The 20842-nt window shown below is 39.3% G+C and carries 18 protein-coding genes and 2 tRNA genes; 17 read left to right on the top strand and 3 right to left on the bottom strand.

Translation table 11 applies throughout. From position 1 onward, the window contains the following. Window positions 1-132: 132 nt before the first annotated feature. Window positions 133-2274: a TonB-dependent receptor domain-containing protein gene (locus BM143_RS21450; RefSeq protein WP_090027182.1), complete on the bottom strand. Its 2142-nt coding sequence runs from the start codon at window positions 2272-2274 to the stop codon at window positions 133-135. A gap of 310 nt (window positions 2275-2584) precedes the next feature. Between BM143_RS21450 and BM143_RS21445 the strand changes: the two genes are divergently transcribed. Next, window positions 2585-3631 (top strand): MBL fold metallo-hydrolase, encoded by a 1047-nt coding sequence (locus BM143_RS21445; RefSeq protein ID WP_090027326.1) that lies wholly within the window; start codon window positions 2585-2587, stop codon window positions 3629-3631. A gap of 124 nt (window positions 3632-3755) precedes the next feature. Here BM143_RS21445 and BM143_RS24200 read toward each other — a convergent pair whose 3' ends face one another. Further along, window positions 3756-4607 carry a DUF4822 domain-containing protein gene (locus tag BM143_RS24200; protein WP_228430923.1) on the bottom strand — a complete coding sequence of 284 codons (852 nt, stop codon included), beginning with the start codon at window positions 4605-4607 and terminating at the stop codon, window positions 3756-3758. A 178-nt stretch (window positions 4608-4785) separates the two neighbouring features. On the opposite strand from BM143_RS24200, the gene BM143_RS21435 reads away from it, so the two are divergent. The 9 genes from BM143_RS21435 to BM143_RS21390 all read left to right on the top strand — a co-directional run bounded on the left by BM143_RS21435 (window position 4786) and on the right by BM143_RS21390 (window position 11427). Next, window positions 4786-5499 (top strand): DUF434 domain-containing protein, encoded by a 714-nt coding sequence (locus BM143_RS21435; protein WP_090027180.1) that lies wholly within the window; start codon window positions 4786-4788, stop codon window positions 5497-5499. Window positions 5500-5502: 3 nt separating this feature from the next. Then, window positions 5503-6153 carry a hypothetical protein gene (locus BM143_RS21430; RefSeq protein WP_090027178.1) on the top strand — a complete coding sequence of 217 codons (651 nt, stop codon included), beginning with the start codon at window positions 5503-5505 and terminating at the stop codon, window positions 6151-6153. A 69-nt stretch (window positions 6154-6222) separates the two neighbouring features. Then, window positions 6223-7587: an SDR family NAD(P)-dependent oxidoreductase gene (locus BM143_RS21425; RefSeq protein WP_090027176.1), complete on the top strand. Its 1365-nt coding sequence runs from the start codon at window positions 6223-6225 to the stop codon at window positions 7585-7587. Between the two features lie 5 nt (window positions 7588-7592). Next, window positions 7593-7662 (top strand) — tRNA-Ala (locus BM143_RS21420). A gap of 114 nt (window positions 7663-7776) precedes the next feature. Continuing rightward, window positions 7777-8202, top strand: a complete 426-nt coding sequence (locus BM143_RS21415; RefSeq protein WP_090027174.1) for a hypothetical protein — start codon at window positions 7777-7779, stop codon at window positions 8200-8202. After that, entirely contained in the window at window positions 8189-10105 is a 1917-nt protein-coding gene (locus BM143_RS21410) for a hypothetical protein (RefSeq protein ID WP_090027172.1), read from the top strand. The genes BM143_RS21415 and BM143_RS21410 overlap by 14 nt, the downstream gene beginning before the upstream one ends. Window positions 10106-10236: 131 nt before the next feature. Further along, a tRNA-Ser gene (locus BM143_RS21400) sits at window positions 10237-10305 on the top strand. A gap of 20 nt (window positions 10306-10325) precedes the next feature. Further along, entirely contained in the window at window positions 10326-10658 is a 333-nt protein-coding gene (locus BM143_RS21395) for a hypothetical protein (protein ID WP_090027169.1), read from the top strand. After that, the gene (locus tag BM143_RS21390) at window positions 10642-11427 is read left to right on the top strand and encodes a TatD family hydrolase (RefSeq protein ID WP_090027167.1); all 786 of its coding nucleotides are present in this window, start codon (window positions 10642-10644) and stop codon (window positions 11425-11427) included. Before BM143_RS21395 ends, BM143_RS21390 begins: the two co-directional genes overlap by 17 nt. A gap of 76 nt (window positions 11428-11503) precedes the next feature. Here BM143_RS21390 and deoD read toward each other — a convergent pair whose 3' ends face one another. Continuing rightward, complete coding sequence (gene deoD / locus BM143_RS21385) at window positions 11504-12214, bottom strand: purine-nucleoside phosphorylase (protein WP_090027165.1); 711 nt, start codon at window positions 12212-12214, stop codon at window positions 11504-11506. 297 nt (window positions 12215-12511) lie between these two features. Between deoD and BM143_RS21380 the strand changes: the two genes are divergently transcribed. Genes BM143_RS21380 through BM143_RS21350 form a run of 7 tightly spaced genes read left to right on the top strand, consistent with a single transcriptional unit; the run spans window position 12512 to window position 20801 of the window. After that, window positions 12512-13159 carry a hypothetical protein gene (locus BM143_RS21380; protein WP_228430921.1) on the top strand — a complete coding sequence of 216 codons (648 nt, stop codon included), beginning with the start codon at window positions 12512-12514 and terminating at the stop codon, window positions 13157-13159. Further along, the gene (locus BM143_RS21375; RefSeq protein WP_090027163.1) at window positions 13149-13865 is read left to right on the top strand and encodes a hypothetical protein; all 717 of its coding nucleotides are present in this window, start codon (window positions 13149-13151) and stop codon (window positions 13863-13865) included. Before BM143_RS21380 ends, BM143_RS21375 begins: the two co-directional genes overlap by 11 nt. A gap of 6 nt (window positions 13866-13871) precedes the next feature. Beyond that, window positions 13872-15005 (top strand): AAA family ATPase, encoded by a 1134-nt coding sequence (locus BM143_RS21370; RefSeq protein WP_090027162.1) that lies wholly within the window; start codon window positions 13872-13874, stop codon window positions 15003-15005. Next, complete coding sequence (locus BM143_RS21365) at window positions 14978-15721, top strand: hypothetical protein (RefSeq protein ID WP_090027160.1); 744 nt, start codon at window positions 14978-14980, stop codon at window positions 15719-15721. Before BM143_RS21370 ends, BM143_RS21365 begins: the two co-directional genes overlap by 28 nt. Continuing rightward, window positions 15712-18093, top strand: coding sequence for a hypothetical protein (locus tag BM143_RS21360; protein WP_090027158.1), 2382 nt, complete (start codon window positions 15712-15714; stop codon window positions 18091-18093). Before BM143_RS21365 ends, BM143_RS21360 begins: the two co-directional genes overlap by 10 nt. Beyond that, window positions 18083-19789: a hypothetical protein gene (locus BM143_RS21355; protein WP_090027156.1), complete on the top strand. Its 1707-nt coding sequence runs from the start codon at window positions 18083-18085 to the stop codon at window positions 19787-19789. The genes BM143_RS21360 and BM143_RS21355 overlap by 11 nt, the downstream gene beginning before the upstream one ends. Beyond that, the gene (locus BM143_RS21350; protein ID WP_090027154.1) at window positions 19782-20801 is read left to right on the top strand and encodes a soluble NSF attachment family protein; all 1020 of its coding nucleotides are present in this window, start codon (window positions 19782-19784) and stop codon (window positions 20799-20801) included. The genes BM143_RS21355 and BM143_RS21350 overlap by 8 nt, the downstream gene beginning before the upstream one ends. Window positions 20802-20842 lie beyond the last annotated feature (41 nt).

Raw genomic sequence — 20842 nt, 5'->3', positions numbered from 1 at the left:
GTATGGAGAAATTTTGTGGAATGCCCCAAAATAAAAACAGCAAAAACCCTGAGATTTCTGCTGTTTGAATTATTTTTTTGTCTGATGAATTCTGAAGCTTTTTTCAGGATTTACCAAGATTAAATCGTTATTTTATTTTCCGCCGCCGCTGTTTTTCTCTACATCCGTCTTCGTGTTTCCTTTTACCTTCTGGTTTCCGAAACGTTTCACGAACGAAAGTGAAAATCCGTACCAGTCTGACCTCATCGAAGATCTGAAGGTACCATCCTGACTGTAAGTGGTATTATCGAAAATAGGTCTGCTGAAAATATTCATCAGCTGAAGACTCACTTCCATCTGTGTTTTAGGGAATATTTTGGTAGCTGAGATGTTATGGAAAATATTCGTTTTATTCGCGTATGAATTTCCGTTATTCTGGTTAGAAAGTTCTGCCCAGAGACTCAGGTTGATGTTTTTATTAAACAGATTCGTGTAGGATAAATTGGCCGAAGCTCCCATATAACTGATATAATCTTTACCTTTCAGATCATTTACCTGGTTGAAATCATGGTTATCGATATAATACCATCCAACGCCGACATTCACATTCAGTTTATTTTTCAGGAAGGTCTGGTTCGTATTCGCAAAAAGGTAATACTTCTGAACTTTTCCGTTGAAATTATCCGGAAGGGTTACTGTTCTTCCATCTTCTTCAGCAAATGAGGTCCAGTAATCCTTATCGGTATACATATACCTTGCAGAAATAAAGTACTTTTTAAGAATTCCCAGCTTCATATAAACTCTGTGACTCGGGTTCGGTTCCAGCTCCATATTTCCGCGGGAGAATGTTCCATCGTTCGTAGGAACAAGAAAAGGATTGAACTCCGAATACCACGGACGCCAGAGATTACGGTTGTACGTCAGCGTCAGATCATATTTATCCGAAAAAGAGTATTTCAACAATAGATTGGGAAGCAAGGTACTGTAGGAATCCTTTCGGTTTTTCCCGGATACATCCTCTCTCATTTTATAGTCGATATGCTCATAACGGACACCGACTCTTGTTTCCAGCTTTTCGAAGAAGGTTTTGCTGTAGTTCGCATACAGTGAATTGATATTGTCTTCGTAATGAAAAACATCATTGGTACGGAGATTATCCGCATTATTTCCTGAAAGCGTATTCGGGATCACATTATTATTGAAATCCATTTTTCCGCCTACTTCAAAGCTGCCGCCTTTCCCCAGAGGCTGGGTATAATCTACTTTGATGTAATAGTTTCGGGTCTGTTCATGAGAATTGATTCCCAGCTGATTGACTTTCGATATGTTGTTATATGTTTTTAAAAATTCATTGAGATTCTCCTGAGAATTATAATTGGAACCCAAGTTGACATCCAGAATCCTGTTTTTCTCCTTGTCATAGTATTTATAAAAAACATTCGTCCCCAGTGTGCGGTATCGCCCTGTTACATCCTGATCCTGATGATAAGATTCAAATGGCTGATCATTCTTGGTTCTGGAAAGGTCTGCATCAGAAGCGGAAGAATTTTTGCTCTGATAATATTCCAGAATAAGGCCTATATTGTTTTTATCATTCAATTCATATTCAGATGTAGAAGACATGGATGGGCTTCTGCCTTTCCCCAAGGTTTCATTACTAATACGGGTCACATCATTATCTTTATATAAACTGTTCACACTGGTGTTTCTCTGGAAGTAAGTATTGTCACTATAGCTTCCAATTAGGGTTTGCGTGAAATTTTTCTTGTGATAATTCAGATTAAGGTTCGTATACTGAGAATTTTTGGCGTTTTGTCTGTTATTAAAAGTCACACTGCCTTTCATTCCTTCATCATCCCTCCTTTTAAGAACGATATTAATGACTGATCCTGCCGTTTCGTAGCGTGATGACGGACTGGTGATCACTTCAATTTTCATCAGGTTATCCGCAGGAATGGTTTTCAGATATTCCTTTAATTCCTTACCGGTAAATACAGATTTTCTGTCGTTGATATAAACCGTAACGGATTCTCCTTCTGCTTTCACTGCATCATTATTGTCAATGCTTACCAAAGGGGTCATTCTCAAAACATCCCAGGTGGTGTTTCCTGCCAGGATAGAGCTGTTGGATACATTAAAAACCGTTCTGTCTGCTTTAGATTCCACAGTAGGTTTTCTTGCTGTTAATGTAACGCCTTCAATTTGATTTTCCTTCTGCTTGATGGTATCATTTTTAGCCTGTGAAAAGACCAAAGAACCCATCAGTAAGGCGATCGAACATATAATTATTTTCATTCAAAGTGATATTTCACTAATAAGACACTTATTGTAGGATATTTGTTACATCAAATTGAAAAAATAAATAAAAAGTTAATAAAGAAGATGATAAGTTAACATTTTTATTTTAAATGTAATGAAGAATCAGGACTGGAGATTTTTTTATCATTAAAAAAAGCATGTTGATAAAATCTGGTTTTATCGAAAGAAATAAAGTAAACGATCCCCTTTATTCGTTGATCTGTTTAAGTAAAGAATCTAATCCCTATATTTATTATTCTGATTTAATCCTTACATGATGAAGGTTCAGAACAAAAACAACAACGGAATGAATTTGAAGAAACAAATGGGGCAGTTTCCCAACGAAAAGAGAAAAACCTATTTCAGTACACTGCCGAATTATACCAACGGAAAATTTCAGAATATCCTTCCTACACCGGCTTTGCTGGAAGGGGAAAGCATGACCAAATTACTCCTACAGACCCTATGTAAAATAGAAAATGTAACCCCAAAATCCCCGATTCCGTTTGTAACCACAGACCTGAAGAACCTGAAACCCGAAGACAATGTGCTCGTATGGTTCGGGCACAGCTCTTATTTTATTCAAATTGATGGCAAAAAGTTTCTGGTAGATCCTGTGTTCAGTGGGAATGCTTCTCCAATGCCCGGCTCTATCAAAGCATTTCCGGGATCAGACCATTACAAACCGGAAGATATGCCGGAGATTGATGTACTCCTGATTTCCCATGATCATTGGGATCATCTGGATTACCCAACCGTTCAGGCACTGAAAGATAAGGTAGGTCTCGTTATTTGCGGATTAGGAACCGGACAGCATTTTGAATACTGGGGATGGGAAACAGAAAAAATAGTTGAAAGAAACTGGTGGGAAAACGTTGATCTGGCAGATGGTTTCAGTATTACACTCACTCCGGCAAGACATTTCTCGGGAAGACTTCTAAACAGGAATATTTCCCTGTGGACTTCCTTTGTGTTGCAGACTCCATTCAAAAAACTATTTTTAGGTGGCGACAGCGGTTACGGAAATCATTTTACAGAGATCGGAGAGAAATTCGGACCTTTTGATCTTGCGATAATGGAATGCGGGCAATACAATGAAAAATGGCCCTACATCCACAGCCTTCCCGAACAGATTATTCAGGAGGTACAGGAACTGAAAGCCAAAAACTTTATTCCCGTTCATAATTCAAAATTCAAACTGGCCCAGCATCCCTGGTTTGAACCGTTGGAACTTGTTTCAAAATATGCGGAAGAAAACAGTATTCCGGTTACTCATCCAATGATTGGTGAAAAAGTAAATCTGGATCAGCTGGGAGAAGTGACCTGGAAGAAATGGTGGCAAGAATTGATGTAAGAAAAGCAATGCTGTTTCAATGATTTTATTGAACATGATACGATCATAAGCTTATTAAAAAAAAGACTTCGGCGGCCCTTTGGGCCGCCGAAGTCCATCCATGATCAACTAACTTAAAAAATATCTATGGTTCCTTATGATCTACTTTGGTATGGATGATATCGTAGTAGACAGAAGGATTTCCTGCATCAGGAGTGATTCTGTAGGTAAATTCAGAACTGTTCAGCGTAAGAATATCAACGGTTCTGGTGAAAAGTACATTACCGTTCGCGTCCAGAGCGGTGATTGTCCTCTTCTTTCCGTCCGGAGAAATGGACCATGTTCCCTGGGATCTCAGTACATTATTCAGCCCGTAAATAGTAAAAGTACCGTTCGCTTTAAAATAAGAATATCCAACAAAACCGGAAACACTAGGATCTGTTAAGGCTACAGGATTTCCGCTGCTGTTTTTAGCGCCTGTAGTTTCCCACGGGGTAGAAGCTAAAGTAAGCTGACCATTCGCTGGTTCAGCGTGAGCCGTTTTGGTATGGATAATATCGTAATAAACAGAAGGGTCACTTGGATTGGTGTGAATTCTGTACGTGAATTCATTGTTGTTCAGTACCAGAATGTCCACAGAACGGGTAAAGATGGTCGTCCCGTCTGGGTTCAATGCGGTGATGATTCTGGTTTTCCCCAGTGGATCTACAGACCATGTTCCTCTGGATCTTAAAACGTCATTTAATCCGTAAATCACAAAATTTCCATCGGCTTTAAAGTAGGCAAAACCCACAAAACCGTTTACACTGGCATCGTTGAGGTTCACAGGCTGACCATTCTTGTCTCTTGCAGCCGTAGTTTCCCAGGGAGTGGAAGAAAGTTTCTGTGAGGGAGTGATCTGTTCCATGACCATATCGTCGTTATCAGAACATGATACAAAGGCAGCAGATAAAAGCATTGCTGTCAACAGGTAACATAATTTTTTTAAGGTATTCATAATCGATATTTTTATTCTCTGCAAACATATTCCTTATGAAAATCAAAACGTTGTACGAAATATCTCTTTTGTTGTAAAATGTATAACTCCACCTTTTATATGTTGATTAATTAACATAAAACAGAGCGTAGGAAATAGATAAGTGCAATTTTATCCGCTTAAAAAACTATTTTTGAGTATGAATAACAGAAACCGGGGAAAAAATACAGGGGATGATGTGATTTTCGGTTCACAAAAACAGGTTGATAAGCTGAAAATGGCTGTTCAGGACATGATGTATTTATTGAGCAGAGGCTACGCAGAGAAAGCTTCTTCTGAACTCGTGGGAAACAGATACAAGCTGAAAACACGTCAGATTCAGGCATTGCGCGGAGCTTCCGCATCTGAACAGCAAATAAAACACAGAAAAGATAAACAGCTGGAAGTTTCGGATCTGAAAAACAAAATCCTTTATCTGGATGGTTTCAATGTATTGATTTTAATGGAAAGTTTACTGTCCGGTGCTTATGTTTTTGAAGGAGTAGACGGATGTTTTCGCGATCTTTCAGGCGTTCACGGAACGTATAAAAGAGTCAATCAAACTCAAAAAGCGGTGGAATTGGTGGCTGCATTTTTTCAAAAAGCTGAGGTACAGAAGATCGTCTGGATTTTTGACAAACCGGTTTCCAACAGCGGATGGATTAAACAAATCGTCCTTGATTTTGCAGAAGAAAACAAACTGAACTGGGAAGCAGAACTGGAGTTCAATCCGGATAAATTTTTAGCAGAAAATTCAGAAATTGCAGTGTCTTCAGATGCATGGATTCTGGATCACTGTCAACAATGGTTCAATCTCATTGCACATCTCATCACAGAAGAAAAACTGGAAGTTAATCTTATCAAAACGGTTTAAAAAATGAATGTATTTACTTCTTATATTCCATTAATTTCAGACTCCTGGATAGAAAAATATCAGGCCATTCTCGCTGAAGAACATCTGCAGGCGATGCAAAACAATATCAGAAAATTTCAGGATAATACGCTGGAATGGGAACTTCCCTATTTTAATGAAGAAATAAAGCCGAACCGAACGAAAAGTTTTGAACAGTTCATCGATATATTCCAAAGCAACGACTCCGATGAGGTGAAAGCATCACGACTTGAAAATATTCCGTTTGAGCACTGGCTGAATATTCTGGGGCAGCGCCTGACATCCGCCAGCATCCGCGATGAAAATGCTGTTCCGCCTTTAAAAGAAATGTTAATCGAAGCCTGCATGAAACCTTTTAACAGTGAAATTACCATTGCACAGAGAGCCTGTGAAAAACATATCGGAAGAATGGATGATCAGTTCTGGGGTGAGATCAAAGGAAATAACCTACAGAAACAGGAAAAAGTGATGGAAAAGATCAACTATATTCTGGACAACAGAACCTGGTGGAATGTTTTCTATCATTACAAACATGAGCTTGTTTTTGAAGTCAGGGAAAAAGAAGGCCACGGAATCCGGTGGAGCCACGGCGGGAAACAGCTGATCGGTTTTCTTGAAAAATTTATCAACGAATAACAAATAAAATTTCAGTGCGTAAAAAGATTGCGTACTGCGCAGATAATTTTGCAGATATAAACTGAAGCTATGAATTTTTCAGATCAAAAATTTTCACAAAATGAATGGGAAACATGTCTCAAGGTATTGGATGCTTTGAAAGACGATCCATTCCTCAATCCTGACAATAAAACTTTTTCAGGACTGATCACGAAAATTCATAAGAACGCAAAAAAGCAGAACCGCCAGGAAAATTATTCCAGAATGAAATCTCATGATCTCGCGGTGAGTTCTGATGCTGTCCTGATGCAAAAGGCATTGGCAGGCGCTTCAGCTTTTTATGATGAAGAAAAAGAGGAGACGAAACTCACGCCGCTTCATATCCCAAAAAACTGCTACTGCTGTAACCAGAGCTATCAGTATGCCCATTCTTTTTATACAAGACTCTGTCCGAAATGTGCTACAGAAAACTATGAAAAACGTTTTGAAACGGCAGACCTCAAAGGAAGAAATGTGATCCTGACGGGAGGAAGAGTAAAAGTAGGATGGGCAACCGCATTGAAGCTGTTGAGAAGCGGAGCCAATTTGGTTTTGACAACCCGTTTTCCCGCATTGGCGCTGGAAATGATGCAGCAGGAAGCAGATTATGAAGACTGGAAAGAAAGACTTTGGGTATACGGTTTGGATTTGAGAAATCTAAAGGCGATACAGGATTTTATAGATTTTTATAAAACCCGTTTTGATACACTGGATATCCTGATCAATAATGCCGCTCAAACCATAAAATATCCGGATGAATACTATCTTCCGATCATCAATCGTGAGAAAGAAAAGTGTATTGAATTTAAAAATATTCAGAATCTTTTCCCCAATCAGACAGAAATTTCAAGCGAAATTGCAAAACTTGAATATGCGCAGAACGATGAAACTCCGGTGGCGCTTACCCGTTTCGGACAGCCTGTGGATAACAGGGAAAAAACGAGCTGGAATTCTACACTGGAAGAAGTTTCCATGTATGAACTGGTAGAGGTGAATCTGATCAATCATATCGCGCCTTATTTTCTGATTAAAGAGCTGAAACCTTTGATGAGAAACTCAGCATTTCAGGAGAAATTCATCATCAATGTGACGTCTTCGGAAGGTATTTTCAGTTATGATAATAAAACGGTATTTCATCCGCACACGAATATGACAAAAGCAGCCCTGAATATGATGACGCTTACCTCAGCAAAAGAATTTGAAAACGATCAGATTTATATGAGTGCCGTGGATGTAGGATGGATTTCTACAGGTGCGAAGGAAAGTCTTCGAAAGAAACAGTTTGAGCAGGGATATATTCCGCCACTGGATTCTGTAGACGGAGCTGCGCGAATTTTGCATCCGGTCGTTGAGGGAATAAAAGGAAATTATTACAGCGGAGTACTGCTGAAAAATTATAAAATAAATGCCTGGTAAAAGGAGAAACGTTAGCTCAATGGAAGAGCGCTGGTTCGGCAAGTCAGAGGCGCAGGTTCGAATCCTGCCGTTTCACAGAAAATAATAAGGAAAGAAATAGTTTAATCCGGAGAAAACCAGCTTCTAAGAAGCGAATTATCGGTTCGAATCCGATTTTCTTTCTGTTTTTATCATCAAAAAATAAAAGCCATGTTGAAAAAGATATTTGATTTTTTTAGAGAAAACGGTCCCGTTGAAGAAATAACAGTTGTTCCTGTTCCACAGGAAAGTACCCTTCATTTTGTAGAAAACACGAATGTTCCCGAATCATCTGACATTAAGCCTTACCTAAGAAGAAGTTCGGAGGCAAGGGAAAAAATCAACAACTTAGAAGAACACACCAAAACCTATAAAGAATACTGTCTGGAAAAGACAAGCAACCAGCATACCCTGAAAGCACCCGGATATAAGATCATTGAAAAAGATGGCAGTACGGAAACTTTCAGAGTCTATGGCGATGGCTTTATTTTTCACGGTGAACATAAAATCCTTCGCATAGAAAGTGACTATTTTGTGAAATACATCCAGCAGGAATACAATCCCATAACCCAACTGACAGAAAATGCATACGACTGATCCCATCACAAGATATAAAGTATTCTCCGAGGAAGACCTTCCGGAGACGGCTTTTGATGACCATGTGACCGTAGAAATATATGGCAGGAACATCACATGGGACATTGAAGAACTGAACGGAACCCTGCTTCTGCGTGGAGAAGGATGTCAGTTTCCAAACTTGAGAACAATCAATGGATCTTTGTCTGTAGATGCGGCAGACTGTTCTCTTCCCAATCTTAAAACGGTAGAAGAAAACTTCACGCTTCATTGTTTCGCCCAAATCCAGGAGTTGGAAACAGTAAAAGGTCATTTCAAATGCATCATCAATTTTGATTTTAAAAACCTGGCAACGATAGGAGGAAATATTTCCCTTAAAAAAGCCAGTGTCATTGCAAGAGGTAAAAAACTGGTGCAGTCCAGAATTGTCATCCCGATCAATTATCAGTATGAAGTGGAATTTCTTCCGAAAGAAGGTATTTTTAATGTTGATATTTTCGGTAACGATATTATTATTCCGTACTATGAAATCCGTGGAAGGATCAATGTTTACGGTAAAAATGTATCCTTTCCCTACCTTGAATTTCTTCAGGGGCAGATCAATATGGAATGCCGTGACAAAACAGGGCATTATTTTACCCACGATTTTCCGGAACTGAAAAAAATAGTCGGACACCTCAGATTTGAAAAGACAAAAGCTTCTTTTCCGGTGCTTCAGGAAATCACAGGAAATATTCTATTGGAACAGGGTTGCTATGCAGATTTTCCATTGCTGGAGACTTCAGGCAGCATTTCTGTTAACCGTAATTCAGGCGTAAGATTTCCATTGTTGAAGAATGTGAACGGAAATATTCAGATTCAGGGAGAAACCTGTCATTTTATATCTTTGGAAAAAGTAAAAGGAACGTATAAAACCTACCAGACGATTGCAACTAAAATTCAGGAAGTCGGGGATCTGGAGATGCATACTTCTTTGGAATTTGACCATCTTAAGAGAATCAACGGAAGGTTGACCAATGCATTCAAAGTTAATTTTAAATCTCTGGAGTATATTAATTTTTTCGGTGATGAAAGACAGAATGGTTCGCGTCTTCCGGCATTGAAGCAGATCAATTTTTATCTGTATCAAAAAGAAGATCATTTTGAACATCTGGCTAAAAATATTTATTTTAAGATCAATGACAGAATGTATCTTTCCAAAGATAAACTGATCCTCTCCGGAGCGTCTTTCAACTATGTGGTGCATCAGCAGAATTACACCATCCGGAAACTGATTTCCATTCTGAAGCTGCGTCACAGCAGTTTTCAGAACTTTATGACGAGAGAATATGAACGTCAGTGGACGAGATTTGAAACTCCGTTTTTCACCAAAATTCTGGAAAAAATAGAAAAACTCTGGAATGGGGTGGAAACCATACAGTTTGAAGAATTCTTCGAATCTACGGACAGAAATCTGCGTCTCTTCTGTTTTAATTATATTGGAGTAGGAAATCTGATGAATCGCCTGGAAGCAGAAAAGATCAATGAAGAAGAAGTGGAACTGAATTACAACGAATACGATCAAAACGGAAATAAAACCCAGATCCGAAGAATCAACCGTTATGAGGTGTATAAAATTGAAAATAAAAAATTAGGAATTTATACCTGGCGTGAAACAGATCAGTATTCCTACGCCGTAAAATGCTGGTGCCCTTCCACAGAAAAGGAACACTGGCTTTGGATAGAACAGGAATATAAAGGAAATGCACTCACCGCCATCGCATCTACTTTCAGAATACATGAAAACATTATTCCACACATCAAATGTCTGAAAAGACAGGGCGATCTTCTGATCTGTGAGCTGGAAAGGGAAATTACGCCACGCGGCTTTCCCAGAGCGCTCACCGCTTCAGAATATTTCAGCCTGCTGGAAGTGGAAGCATAAATACAGAAACAGTAGTTTAACTGGAAAAACATTCCCTTCACCGGAAGGTTGCAGGTTCGGGCCCTGTCTGTTTCTATTTTAAAAACTAAAACAATGAAGAAATACTAAACTCTTAAATTTTCAAATAAACGGAGGCAATAGTTTAACGGAAAAGCGCATATTGCTAATATGATACGCGGGTTCGAATCCCGCTTGCCTCCCTTTTTAATGTGAATAAAAGATGAGAAATACTTATAATAAAGGAAATTTCAGAGCTGGAGAAGACGGAAAAATCTCTCAGGAACTTAGAAAATATGGTAATAAAAAATGGCGAAGAACAGCAAAAGCAGTTATCAAAGATCAGCTAAATGAAACTGTTACATTTAAAAAAGCCAGAAAAGCCAGACACAAAATCATCTGGGTGAAAATAACGAAAGAATTCAACGGAGTAAAGCGTTCGGATTTTAGAGGATTTTATTCTGAAAAAGAATTCAAAAACGTTTTGAAAGACCCCAAGGTTGTAAGATATTTTATAAACAAAGACAAAACAAAAACAAATGAATACATACATTGATATTGGCATTAACCTGACCAATAAACAGTTCTATAACGAACACGAAGAAATTATCAACCGCGCCCTGGACAATGGGGTAGAGCAAATGATCCTCACTGGAACAAGCGTACGCGGAAGTAAAGAATCTGCGGAGATCGTAGAAGAATATCATGACATTTTATTTTCTACAGCAGGAATTCATCCCCACGATGCCAAGTCTTTTAATCAGGAAAGTATCCGGGAACTTAGAAACCTTTTGCAATCAGATCAGGTCGTATCAGTAGGAGAATGCGGACTGGATTTCGACCGGGATTTCTCTCCCAGACCCATTCAGGAAAAATGCTACAGAGCCCAGCTGGAATTAGCCGTTGAAGTTGACAAACCTCTTTTCCTGCATGAACGATCAGCTTTCAAAAGATTTAATGAAATTACAGATGAATATCTTTCCCGGTTACCGGAAGCGGTTGTTCATTGCTTCACAGGAACGCTTGGAGAAGCTAAAATCTATCTTGATAAAGGATTTTATTTAGGATTTACCGGCGCGATAAGTGATGACAAAAGATTTAAACATCTGGAAGACGTGATCAAATACACTCCGCTGGACCGCATGATGATAGAAACCGACGCCCCGTTCATGCTTCCGAAGAATATGCCGCGAATGCAGAACCGCCGGAACGAACCGTCTTTTCTGCCTTACGTAGCACAGACGATCGCCCACTGGAAGAAGATGAGTATCTCTGAAGTGGCAGATGAAACCACGGAAACCGCAAGGAATTTTTTCAAACTATAAAAAAGAGCTCTACTGATGAAGTAAAGCTCTTTTTTTATGGCGAAACTGCAAAACCGCAGCTTAACTTTCTTTTCTGTTAAAGACTTTTTATTGCTGATTCCAAAGCCAGTTCCATCATAGGTTTAAGAGCTTTTTCTCTTTCGTCAGCAGAAATTTTTTCGTGGGTAGGAATAATATCGGTTACCGTAAGAATTGTCGCTGCATTTTTTCCTAAATGCTGTGCATTCGCGAACAATCCGAAAGCTTCCATTTCTACAGCCGGACAGTTGTATTTGGTAGCAATGGCAGGAACATTAGGATCTTTTCTGTAGAAAATATCGCTGCTATGTACGTTGATGGCTTTAGTCGCTAAAGAAAGCTCCTGAGCCGTTTCATTGATCGTTCCGAAAACATTTCCCTGGTGAGGAAGAATATCATTTTCAATTTCCCATGCATATTTTGCATACGTACTTTCGCTGGCTGCATTTTCAATATTTAAAATATCAAAAAGTTTAAGGTCCGTCGTATAAGCTCCGCACGTCCCGATTCTGATGATGGTATCTACTTCATACTCTGTAAATAATTCAAAAGAATAGATCCCAATGCTCGGAAAGCCCATTCCGCTGGCTCCTACAGTGATCTCTTTTCCTTTGTAAAGACCTGTATAATAAAAGATTCCTCTTGTTTTGCTTACCAGTTTAGCATTTTCCAAATAATTTTCAGCAATATATTGTGCACGAAGCGGATCCCCCGGCTGCAATACTACTTTAGCAATTTCTCCTTTTTTTGCACTGATGTGAATACTCATAATGTTATTTTGAAGGGACAAAGATAGCAACTTTTAGATTGAAATATCTAAAGATTTGTAGCTCAATATCCTAAGTTTTCTAAGCATAAATTCCCCAAACCAGCCTCATAGGTTTCCAAAACCTATGAGGTTTACATTAAGCAACCGCAATAATCTGCATCATCTGCCCAATCCGCGAGAGCAAAAAAACAGAAAAATACTTTCCACTGTAATTAAATCACCAGATTTATGAATGATTCACCTCAAATATTATCTAACGATCAACGATTCTCTGCGAAATAGTTTTATTTTTGTTAGATGATGGAAACCAGATCCCCATTTCTAGACACTATTTTTCTGCTGCGAAACAGCGGATCCATTACTGTATTTTCAAACCTGCAGGAAATTTCTAAAAAAGAAGAACAGGAAGCCGGAGATTATTTTGAAGCAGAGTTCGAAAAAGAGAGACTGGAATTTTTATCCACAGCTATATATTGTAATAAAGAAGCTGCAGTTTGGGGCGCAAAAGTCCTGTACCACAGTGCTCAGCTCTATCTTATCAGGGAAAATACCTCAAAAGATCTGGATAAGCTGATCCCAAAGATGAAACTATCCTCCGATATTTCTACTGTTTTATCGGCAGATTTATCCCTGAGATTTTTACCACAGATTGCTTCCGTATTGCAGACCGCAGATCCTTATGATCCTTTGGTGAAGATTCTGGAAGATATTCTCACGCAGTTTCATTATTCCGGGATAGGATATCCGATTAATGTAGATAAGATCAACTGGGAAAAGGAGCTTCAGGATAAGGTGTACCGGAAATTGTATCTTGAAAGAATTGTGGAAAAGAAAGCCTATTCGCTGGCAGAAATTCCCTATATTAATAAATTGCTTATGGCAGATTTTGGACTTCATAAGGATGTTTACTGGCGGGATTTAAAAATAGTTGCTCATGGAGATTAATACTGCAGTTGCACTGGGAGGAATAGTTGCTTCCTACTTTTTTGTGTTATGTATTTTGGCATATTATGCCAATATTTTGATGTTTAAAACGAAAGTGAATGAGATTTGGATGTTCATGTCCTTTTCAAAACCCTTGTATGCCTACACCATAAAAAATGATCTCAGAATTAAATTTGGCTATATTCCCCTTTCCAGCCTTGTGAAAACGGATTCAGGAGGGGATGTGGGGCTTAATGATGATGAACTGAAGAAATATGATAGGCGGACTATGAAAAATGCCTTTATTTTTCATGGAATGATGGGAACTATGCTCACCGTTTTACTTGTTGCTGTCAGTTGGATTTCAGGGTATGATCCCCTTGTGATTTTTAAAGATTTCGGAAACCATATCTGGCTGCTGTTTTCAGGAAAGAATGACTTTTCTGGGTTTGTTAATTTTATTCACAGCCAATACACCGCATACGGGAAGCATTTTTTTATTTTTTTAAGTGTGGGAATATATTTTATTTTTATTTCACTGGTGCTGATGATTTCCTCACTGTATTCCTTCCTATCGGCGCTTATGGGCCTTGTGATAATAGTTGGATACTTTGTTGTAGGCTTTAAATTTTTAGAACTTCCATTTACTTTTTATATTGATCTTATTCTTTCACTGATTGTAATTGGATTTATATATTTTTTACTGTTAAGATTTTTCATTAAATAAATACTAATGACTCAAAATATTACAAAACTCAATACCGTTCTCAACTACGTAAAAGACACCTTCGTAGGAAAAAATGATGTCGTAGATCTGCTGGGAATATGTCTTCTGGCCAAAGAAAACGCATTTCTGTACGGACCTCCGGGAACCGCAAAATCGGCAATTGTAAGAACACTGTCCAAAACAGTGAAAGACGGCAAAAACTTTGAATATCTGCTGACCCGTTTCACAGAACCAAACGAAATTTTCGGACCGTTTGACATCAGAAAACTAAAAGAAGGCGAACTTCTTACCAATACCGAAGGCATGATGCCGGAAGCTTCACTGGTTTTCCTGGATGAGATTTTCAATGCGAATTCTGCCATCCTGAATTCACTGTTGATGGCTCTGAACGAGAAAATTTTCAAAAGAGGAAAAGAAACAAAACATTTACCTGCGCTTATGTTTGTAGGGGCGAGTAATGTTCTTCCTGAAGATGAGTCTCTGAACGCATTATTTGACCGTTTTCTGGTGAGAATCAATGTAGATTATGTAAATCCTGAACTGCTTCAGCAGGTTCTTCTTGCCGGAAGAAAACTAGAGAATGAAACAGAAACCGATATTCCCGAAATCCTCGCAGACGAAATAAGAGAACTTCAGAATCTGTGTAAAGCAGTGGATTTGAGACCTATTTACGAAGTCTATTTAAATACGATCATCAGTTTAAGAAATACGGGAATTGCCATTTCAGACCGTAGAGCGGTAAAACTTCAGAACCTGATTGCAGCCAGTGCCCTGATCTGCGGAAGAAATGAAGCTGTGCTTTCAGATCTTTGGGTACTGAAACATATCTGGGATACGGAAGAACAGATTGAGATTCTGGAAGGCATCATCAACAGAACCATTGAAAAAGATGATAACCCGAAATCCCATCCACAAGCGATGCAGAATAAAACTCCGAATCCGGAGGAAGTAATGAAGGATGTAAAAATCCTTGTGGAAAAATGGAACAGCGGAACGTTGAGTTTTGAAGAACAGAATGTGATCAAAGATAAATTGAGATACCTGCAGACCCGTTGCGACTGGATCAGAAATCCGGAGCAGAAGCAGTATATCCAGCAAGAAATTGAAAGCTTATGGCAGAAGATCCTTCAAACGGTATAAAAGAATTCTGGGCAGAACTTCCCCGCGCCGATGAAGATTTTCTGGGCGCTATCCGGGACTGGAAAAATGTACAGATTGCAGTAGACGACGAGACGGTTTGGCTGAAATGCTTTACCGAAGAGCAGGCTGTATCCGCAGATCTCCAGCAGCTCCCTAATTTTATACTGTACGAACTGCGTGACGGACTTTTATTCAAAAAAGAAGCACTGGTCCCAAGCAAAAAAATGAGAACAGCTTTGCTTTGGTCACCGATAGATAAAGCACTACGACTTACTTTTCCTGCTTCCAATAATAATTATTTTGGGATCAGCGAAAAAGTGGAAGTGAGATTGAAACCAGGGAGTGAAGAACATCCTGCCATTGCATTGTTAAGTTCAATAACAGATATTAAAGACAGTATTCCCACACAGCCGAATTTCAAACTGGATAAGATAGAATGGGCAGTGATTGACGATAAAGCATTGTTTCTCGGAACACCGCTGTTGAGTCTGCCCGGAAAAACCTACTGGACCAGAGATGGTCACCTTTTGCCTTCAGGTTTTGATTTCGAATTTAAAAATTTGAGCTCACTCCTACAGCAGCAATATAACAAAACGTCGGACAAATGGCTGTTATGGACCGAAGAAGGAACATATCTTCCTGTGAAAAAAGAAGATTTCCGGAAACTGTCTGTAAGCTCATTCCGTCTTACTGAAAAAACAAAAGAATGGATTTAAACGAATATTTCCAGTCATACGAAAACTACTTTTGGGAGTGGGAGACCGACGAGGATATCGCCGGTGATTCCGGGTACCATGATCATAATCTCATCTCGATTCCGGGCGTTGGGGCAATAGCCTACAGACCTTATGTGATGGAGATCCTGAAAGAGCTGCAGCCGCAGGGATGGCCTCCTTTCGGCGCATTGCTGATGGTTTTATATGCCATGCAGGACGGTTATACAGATTTTGCAGGTCCTTTGAAACATACGGCTAATTTTCACAGCATTGGAAATTTCGACTTCACCGCTGACAAGAGCATTGAGTTCCTTGAAAAGCTGAAATCATTAAACAGAGTTTACAAACATGGACAGAACAGGATTGTTCTGTTTCAGACCCTTTTTCAGGATGCTCACAATAGGATCGCTCCCGGCAAAGCAGAAATGATCCTGACGATCTACTACAAAAGACCCTACATACTGGCGGCAAGTGCGGAGAAAAAATATGCAGGACCATCTGCCATCAACAGGGATTTAAGTGCTCTTGATCTGTTGAATGAAAAATTTCCTACTGTACAGTCCATTATTGATGCCATGCGCGATCACATTGATGAGCCTGAGCTGGATGATGAAGTGGTGGAAGAGGAAACTACCGTAGAAACCGATAAAGATTTTATCCAGCAACTGATCGAAGAACCGAAAACCTTTCAGGTAGGAAGTCTGATCAAAAGAATCTGGAGCGGGCTGAGAATTCCGATGCGTCATTTATCTCCCGGGGAACAACCCATTGGGGGAATTTCAGATATGGCAAATAAAGGCGACCTCCACAGAATGCTGCTTTCCGAATTTGCCAATGAAGATGAGGTATTTATGAACCGGATCGCGAATAATGAAGCCCTGTACATCCAGAGAGAGATTCCGCCGGAAGAAAATATATTTGAAAGAGCCATTTTAATTGATACTTCCCTGAGAAACTGGGGAACTCCTAAAGTATTAGCGTTTGCATCAGCTATTGCGGTGATCAGACATCCGAAGGCCCATTCGGACTGTAAGGTTTTTGCCTTGGGACAGGCCGGATTACCGGTGTCTCTTGATAAAACGGAAGATGTTATTGAAAACCTGAATCAGGTGAGTCCTATTCTGGAAGTTTCGGAAGCGCTGGCGAAATTTTTTAATGAAGATCATCGGGAAAAAGATCTTGAAGTGTTCTTCATCACCCATCAGGAAAACCTTGCCGATGAAAAAGTACGGAAAGTGATCCACGAAAACAGGGACCGCTTGAAATTCCTGATCACGACCTCTTCGGACGGCGAACTGAATTTTTATAAGCACCATAAAGGAGCCAGAAAGCATATTCAAAAGATCAAACTTCCGCTACAGGAATTGTGGGCCAATCCGCCACAGCGTAAACTCAAAGCGACGACCATTAATGGCAAGAAAACAGATCTTCCACAAAATTATCCGATTCTGTTTCCGACTCCGTCCAATACAATTGCCCAGTTTTTATACGAAGGGGAATTTTACATTTTAAGTTCAAAAAAACAGCTGCTGAAAACGTATCTTTCTGATAATTATTATGACCGCAGCTCTTATGATTACTACAAAACATATCATGGATGCGAAGTCCTGATCGAAGATATTTCCGTAAAACCGAGAGGACAGTTTGCCCTGGCGAAAAATAAGCAGCAGCAGTTTATCCTTTGCCAGTATCAGCCGGATAAAAAACTCATTTCCAAACTGAATCTGAATACGAAAGAATATTCTGAATTCAACGTGACAGGGCTGAATATCCCGAGCTCGTATCATCTGACCTATTTCAGCAGGAGTTTTTATCTGCATCAGCCTACGAATTCTTCCCTTTACAAAATCAGTCTGGAAGGAAATATATCGGTAGAATCTGTTTTTAATGATGACCGTGAAATAGACAAAAATATTGCAAAAGCTGAAACCGAAGTGGCCAAGCTGAACCGAAGCGGAATGAAGATCATCAGTAATTTCAACCGGATGGGAATCAACGAAAATAATAATCTGGTGATCTCAGGAAATGAACTGTGCAGATTGTATGACAATTCACTGAACCTTTACAAAAACAGGTTTACTGTGAAGATTCTTGCCGAGCAGAACAAAAATAAATTTACATTTCAGGACGGCAGTGAGATCATTACAGATCCCCGTGGAATGCTTACTTTTAAGAGCAGCAACACAGGAATTCCTACATTTTATATTCCCTCCACGGAATATGGTTTCCTGGCATTGTCTACGAATACAGAATATGGCGGTTCAGAATATTATCTTCCGAAACAGACGCTTTTGAAAGTAAAAACCCTGGAAGAAATGTATTCCCAGTATTTAACAGCATTTATTGATCAAATCCTGGATTATGGAGCTTAGAATAAAACCTTTTCCGAAAAACAGCTATCCTAAGAAAGGGGTTTTGATCAAAGATCCGTCACCAAGGGCATGGCTTCACGAAATGGAAATATTGGGAATCGATCTCAATAAAGTAAAATCCTATGCGATTCCGGCAGATCAGCCTAATGTTCTGTACGGATGTCTGCTGGTATTTTATCATGAAGCTCCTCAGGAAATTGGGAAGAATGCCTATTTTCAATGTGTAGACGATCAACTTTTTATCCCTGAAAATACTATATTTTATCCTAAAATCAATCCGGCAGACTGGCAATCTGCAGGAACTAGGTTCATGATTATGCATCCTGACTTTGGGTTTGTTAAACTGTCGGAAGAAATAGACTGGCTTTCTGTGCTACAGGAACCTGAAATAGCACAGGGAAAAGTAAGAAAACCTTCGAATGGTGTGAAAACACCTCTGCATATTGAGAGTTTTATGGTTGAGATGGATGATGAGAAAATCCTTGCCGCCCTTCAGCAGCCGAAGAATGAAGAAGAATGGATGAAAAACCTGCCTTTTGACCTTAAAAAAGTAATGGCCGGAAATAAAAAAGAGATTGAAAAATATTTACAATATATAGAAAAATATCCTGACAGAGCGGTAGAGCTGGGTGTACCATTGGATATTATGGGAACTTCCCGTGGTGATGGCTTTGGAAACTTTACTTTTGGAAACAGTTGGCTGAGTACCCTGTTCGGAGGTTCCGGAGATAAAAAAGAAACCGCCGGAACCCGCAATTTCAGAAGAATATTCTGGGCTGTTGTCGTCATTGCGATACTGTTCAGGATTTTTATGCCTTCAGATAAAGACAAGACGCTGAAAGAAGATTTTCTTGTTTCATCCGGTAAAATCATGAACGGTGCTGATAAAACCCGCGCCGATATGATTGCGTACCAGTCCGGTGTGACAGATATTGATATGAAAATTGATTCCATTTACGGAAAAGAAAGAAAAAAACTCTCCCGTGAATATTCTGCAGCCGGTGCCGCCATGTCAAAAGATCAGAACGAAAGAGAACAGTATAAAAAAGCAGGAGGGAGAAATCTTGGTGAGGTGGGTAACGACATCGAAAAACTCAACAGCAGAGAACATAACAGCAGAGATTCCCTGAAAATTATTTACTCAAAAAAGATAACGAAACATCTGGTTCAGCAGGAAGCAACGATGAAACGCCGCATTTCGGATTCCTTGAAACAATATAGTAAGGGAAAACCTGTAAATGGTGAAGTTGTGAAATTTGTTTTAAAGAAAAAGCAGGTCCTCATAGCTGATTCTCTTGGAAAGCTGTATGGAACGCTTGATATGATGGAACTTCCTCCGTCTCCAATTAAAGATTCAAAAATAGGAAAGCTCGAGTCCGGTGAGAGCAGTTCACCTGAAAAAACAAAAGTTTCGGATATCCTCTATCTTGTGATTTTTATGTTTGGAGCGGTGGGAATCTATTCTTTTATCTTCAAAAGAAAATCTTTAAACCTTGGCGGAGACAGTGTTCCGCTTTGGGTGAAGATTATTTTGTCGGTGTTCCTTGTGTCCATGCTGGTGTATCTGTTTTATCCACTGATAAAAATGTTCGGTTACAACTGGTTTGTATGGATTCTCGTGATCTGCGTCATTCTTCTTCTTTACCGACTGTTCAGCGAAGACAAAACCATTTTAAACCCTGACAACGATGAATAAACAGAAATTTATAGACAAATTCCTGATCGCATTTATGATCCTGGCAGTGTTTAAAATCATTGGGATAGGAGCACAGCTGTTCCACGAAAGCTTTTGGAGTGTTGTAGGAACGTTGGCTATTTTCCTTGTGGTAGCCTTTATTATCATGATTGTTATCACGGCTTTAAAAGATAAAGAACAGAACAGAAAAAACTCAGGAAGACGCGGTTCCGGAGGCGGAAGTTTCTATCTCGAAGCCTCTTTATTCGACAGAATCCGAAGCAGATATGAAGAACTTGCCGAAAAATATATCGCTGAAAAAGACTACAAAAAAGCAGCAAAAGTATATATGAACCTCCTTCAGGATAATTTCCGCGGCGCAAAAACACTGGAAGACGGCGGTTTCTACAATGAAGCGGCTGCTGTTTATCTGAAAAAATTAAACAATAAATCAGAAGCGGCCTCCTGTTATGAAAAAGCAAAACAGTACAAAAAGGCAATCGACCTGTACAAAGAACTGCAGCAGAAAGAAAAAGTAGGGGATCTTTACCGGGAAATTAGTGATATCAAAAATGCCCACATCTATTATCAGATGGTTGCAGATGACTATACAGGCAATAATCAAATGGTAAAAGCTTCTTTGGTATACAGTAAAAAAATGGAGCAGCCCGAGGAAGCTCAGAAAATACTGCTGAAAGGTTGGGAGGAAGATAAAGATGCCTTTAACTGTCTGAATAATTATTTCGCCAATGTTTTTGATGTTAGAAAACTGGAAGCAGAAATTCAAAAACTTTATCATAAAACACCGTCCTATAAAAAGACGACCTACCTTGAAGCGATGAAGCATGAGTTTAAAAAGGATCCGAAACTACAGCCTGTAACACGAAGTATCGCCTATGAAATTATTGCAGAAAAGGTAGGTACCCGTTCTGAGATCATCAATGAACTTAAATATTTTAACCCTGATGACAATGTTATCCTGAAGGATATTTCGAGGTTTAAGACGGGGAGGAATAAGATGTTGAGGAATTAAAGAATTTAAAGATTTAAGCATTTAAAGATTTAAAAAATGGT

Source organism: Chryseobacterium oleae (genome assembly GCF_900115055.1).
GTDB lineage: Bacteria > Bacteroidota > Bacteroidia > Flavobacteriales > Weeksellaceae > Chryseobacterium > Chryseobacterium oleae.
The sequence above is the reverse complement of the archived record's forward strand: the minus strand, read 5'-3'. Positions and strand labels throughout refer to the sequence as shown.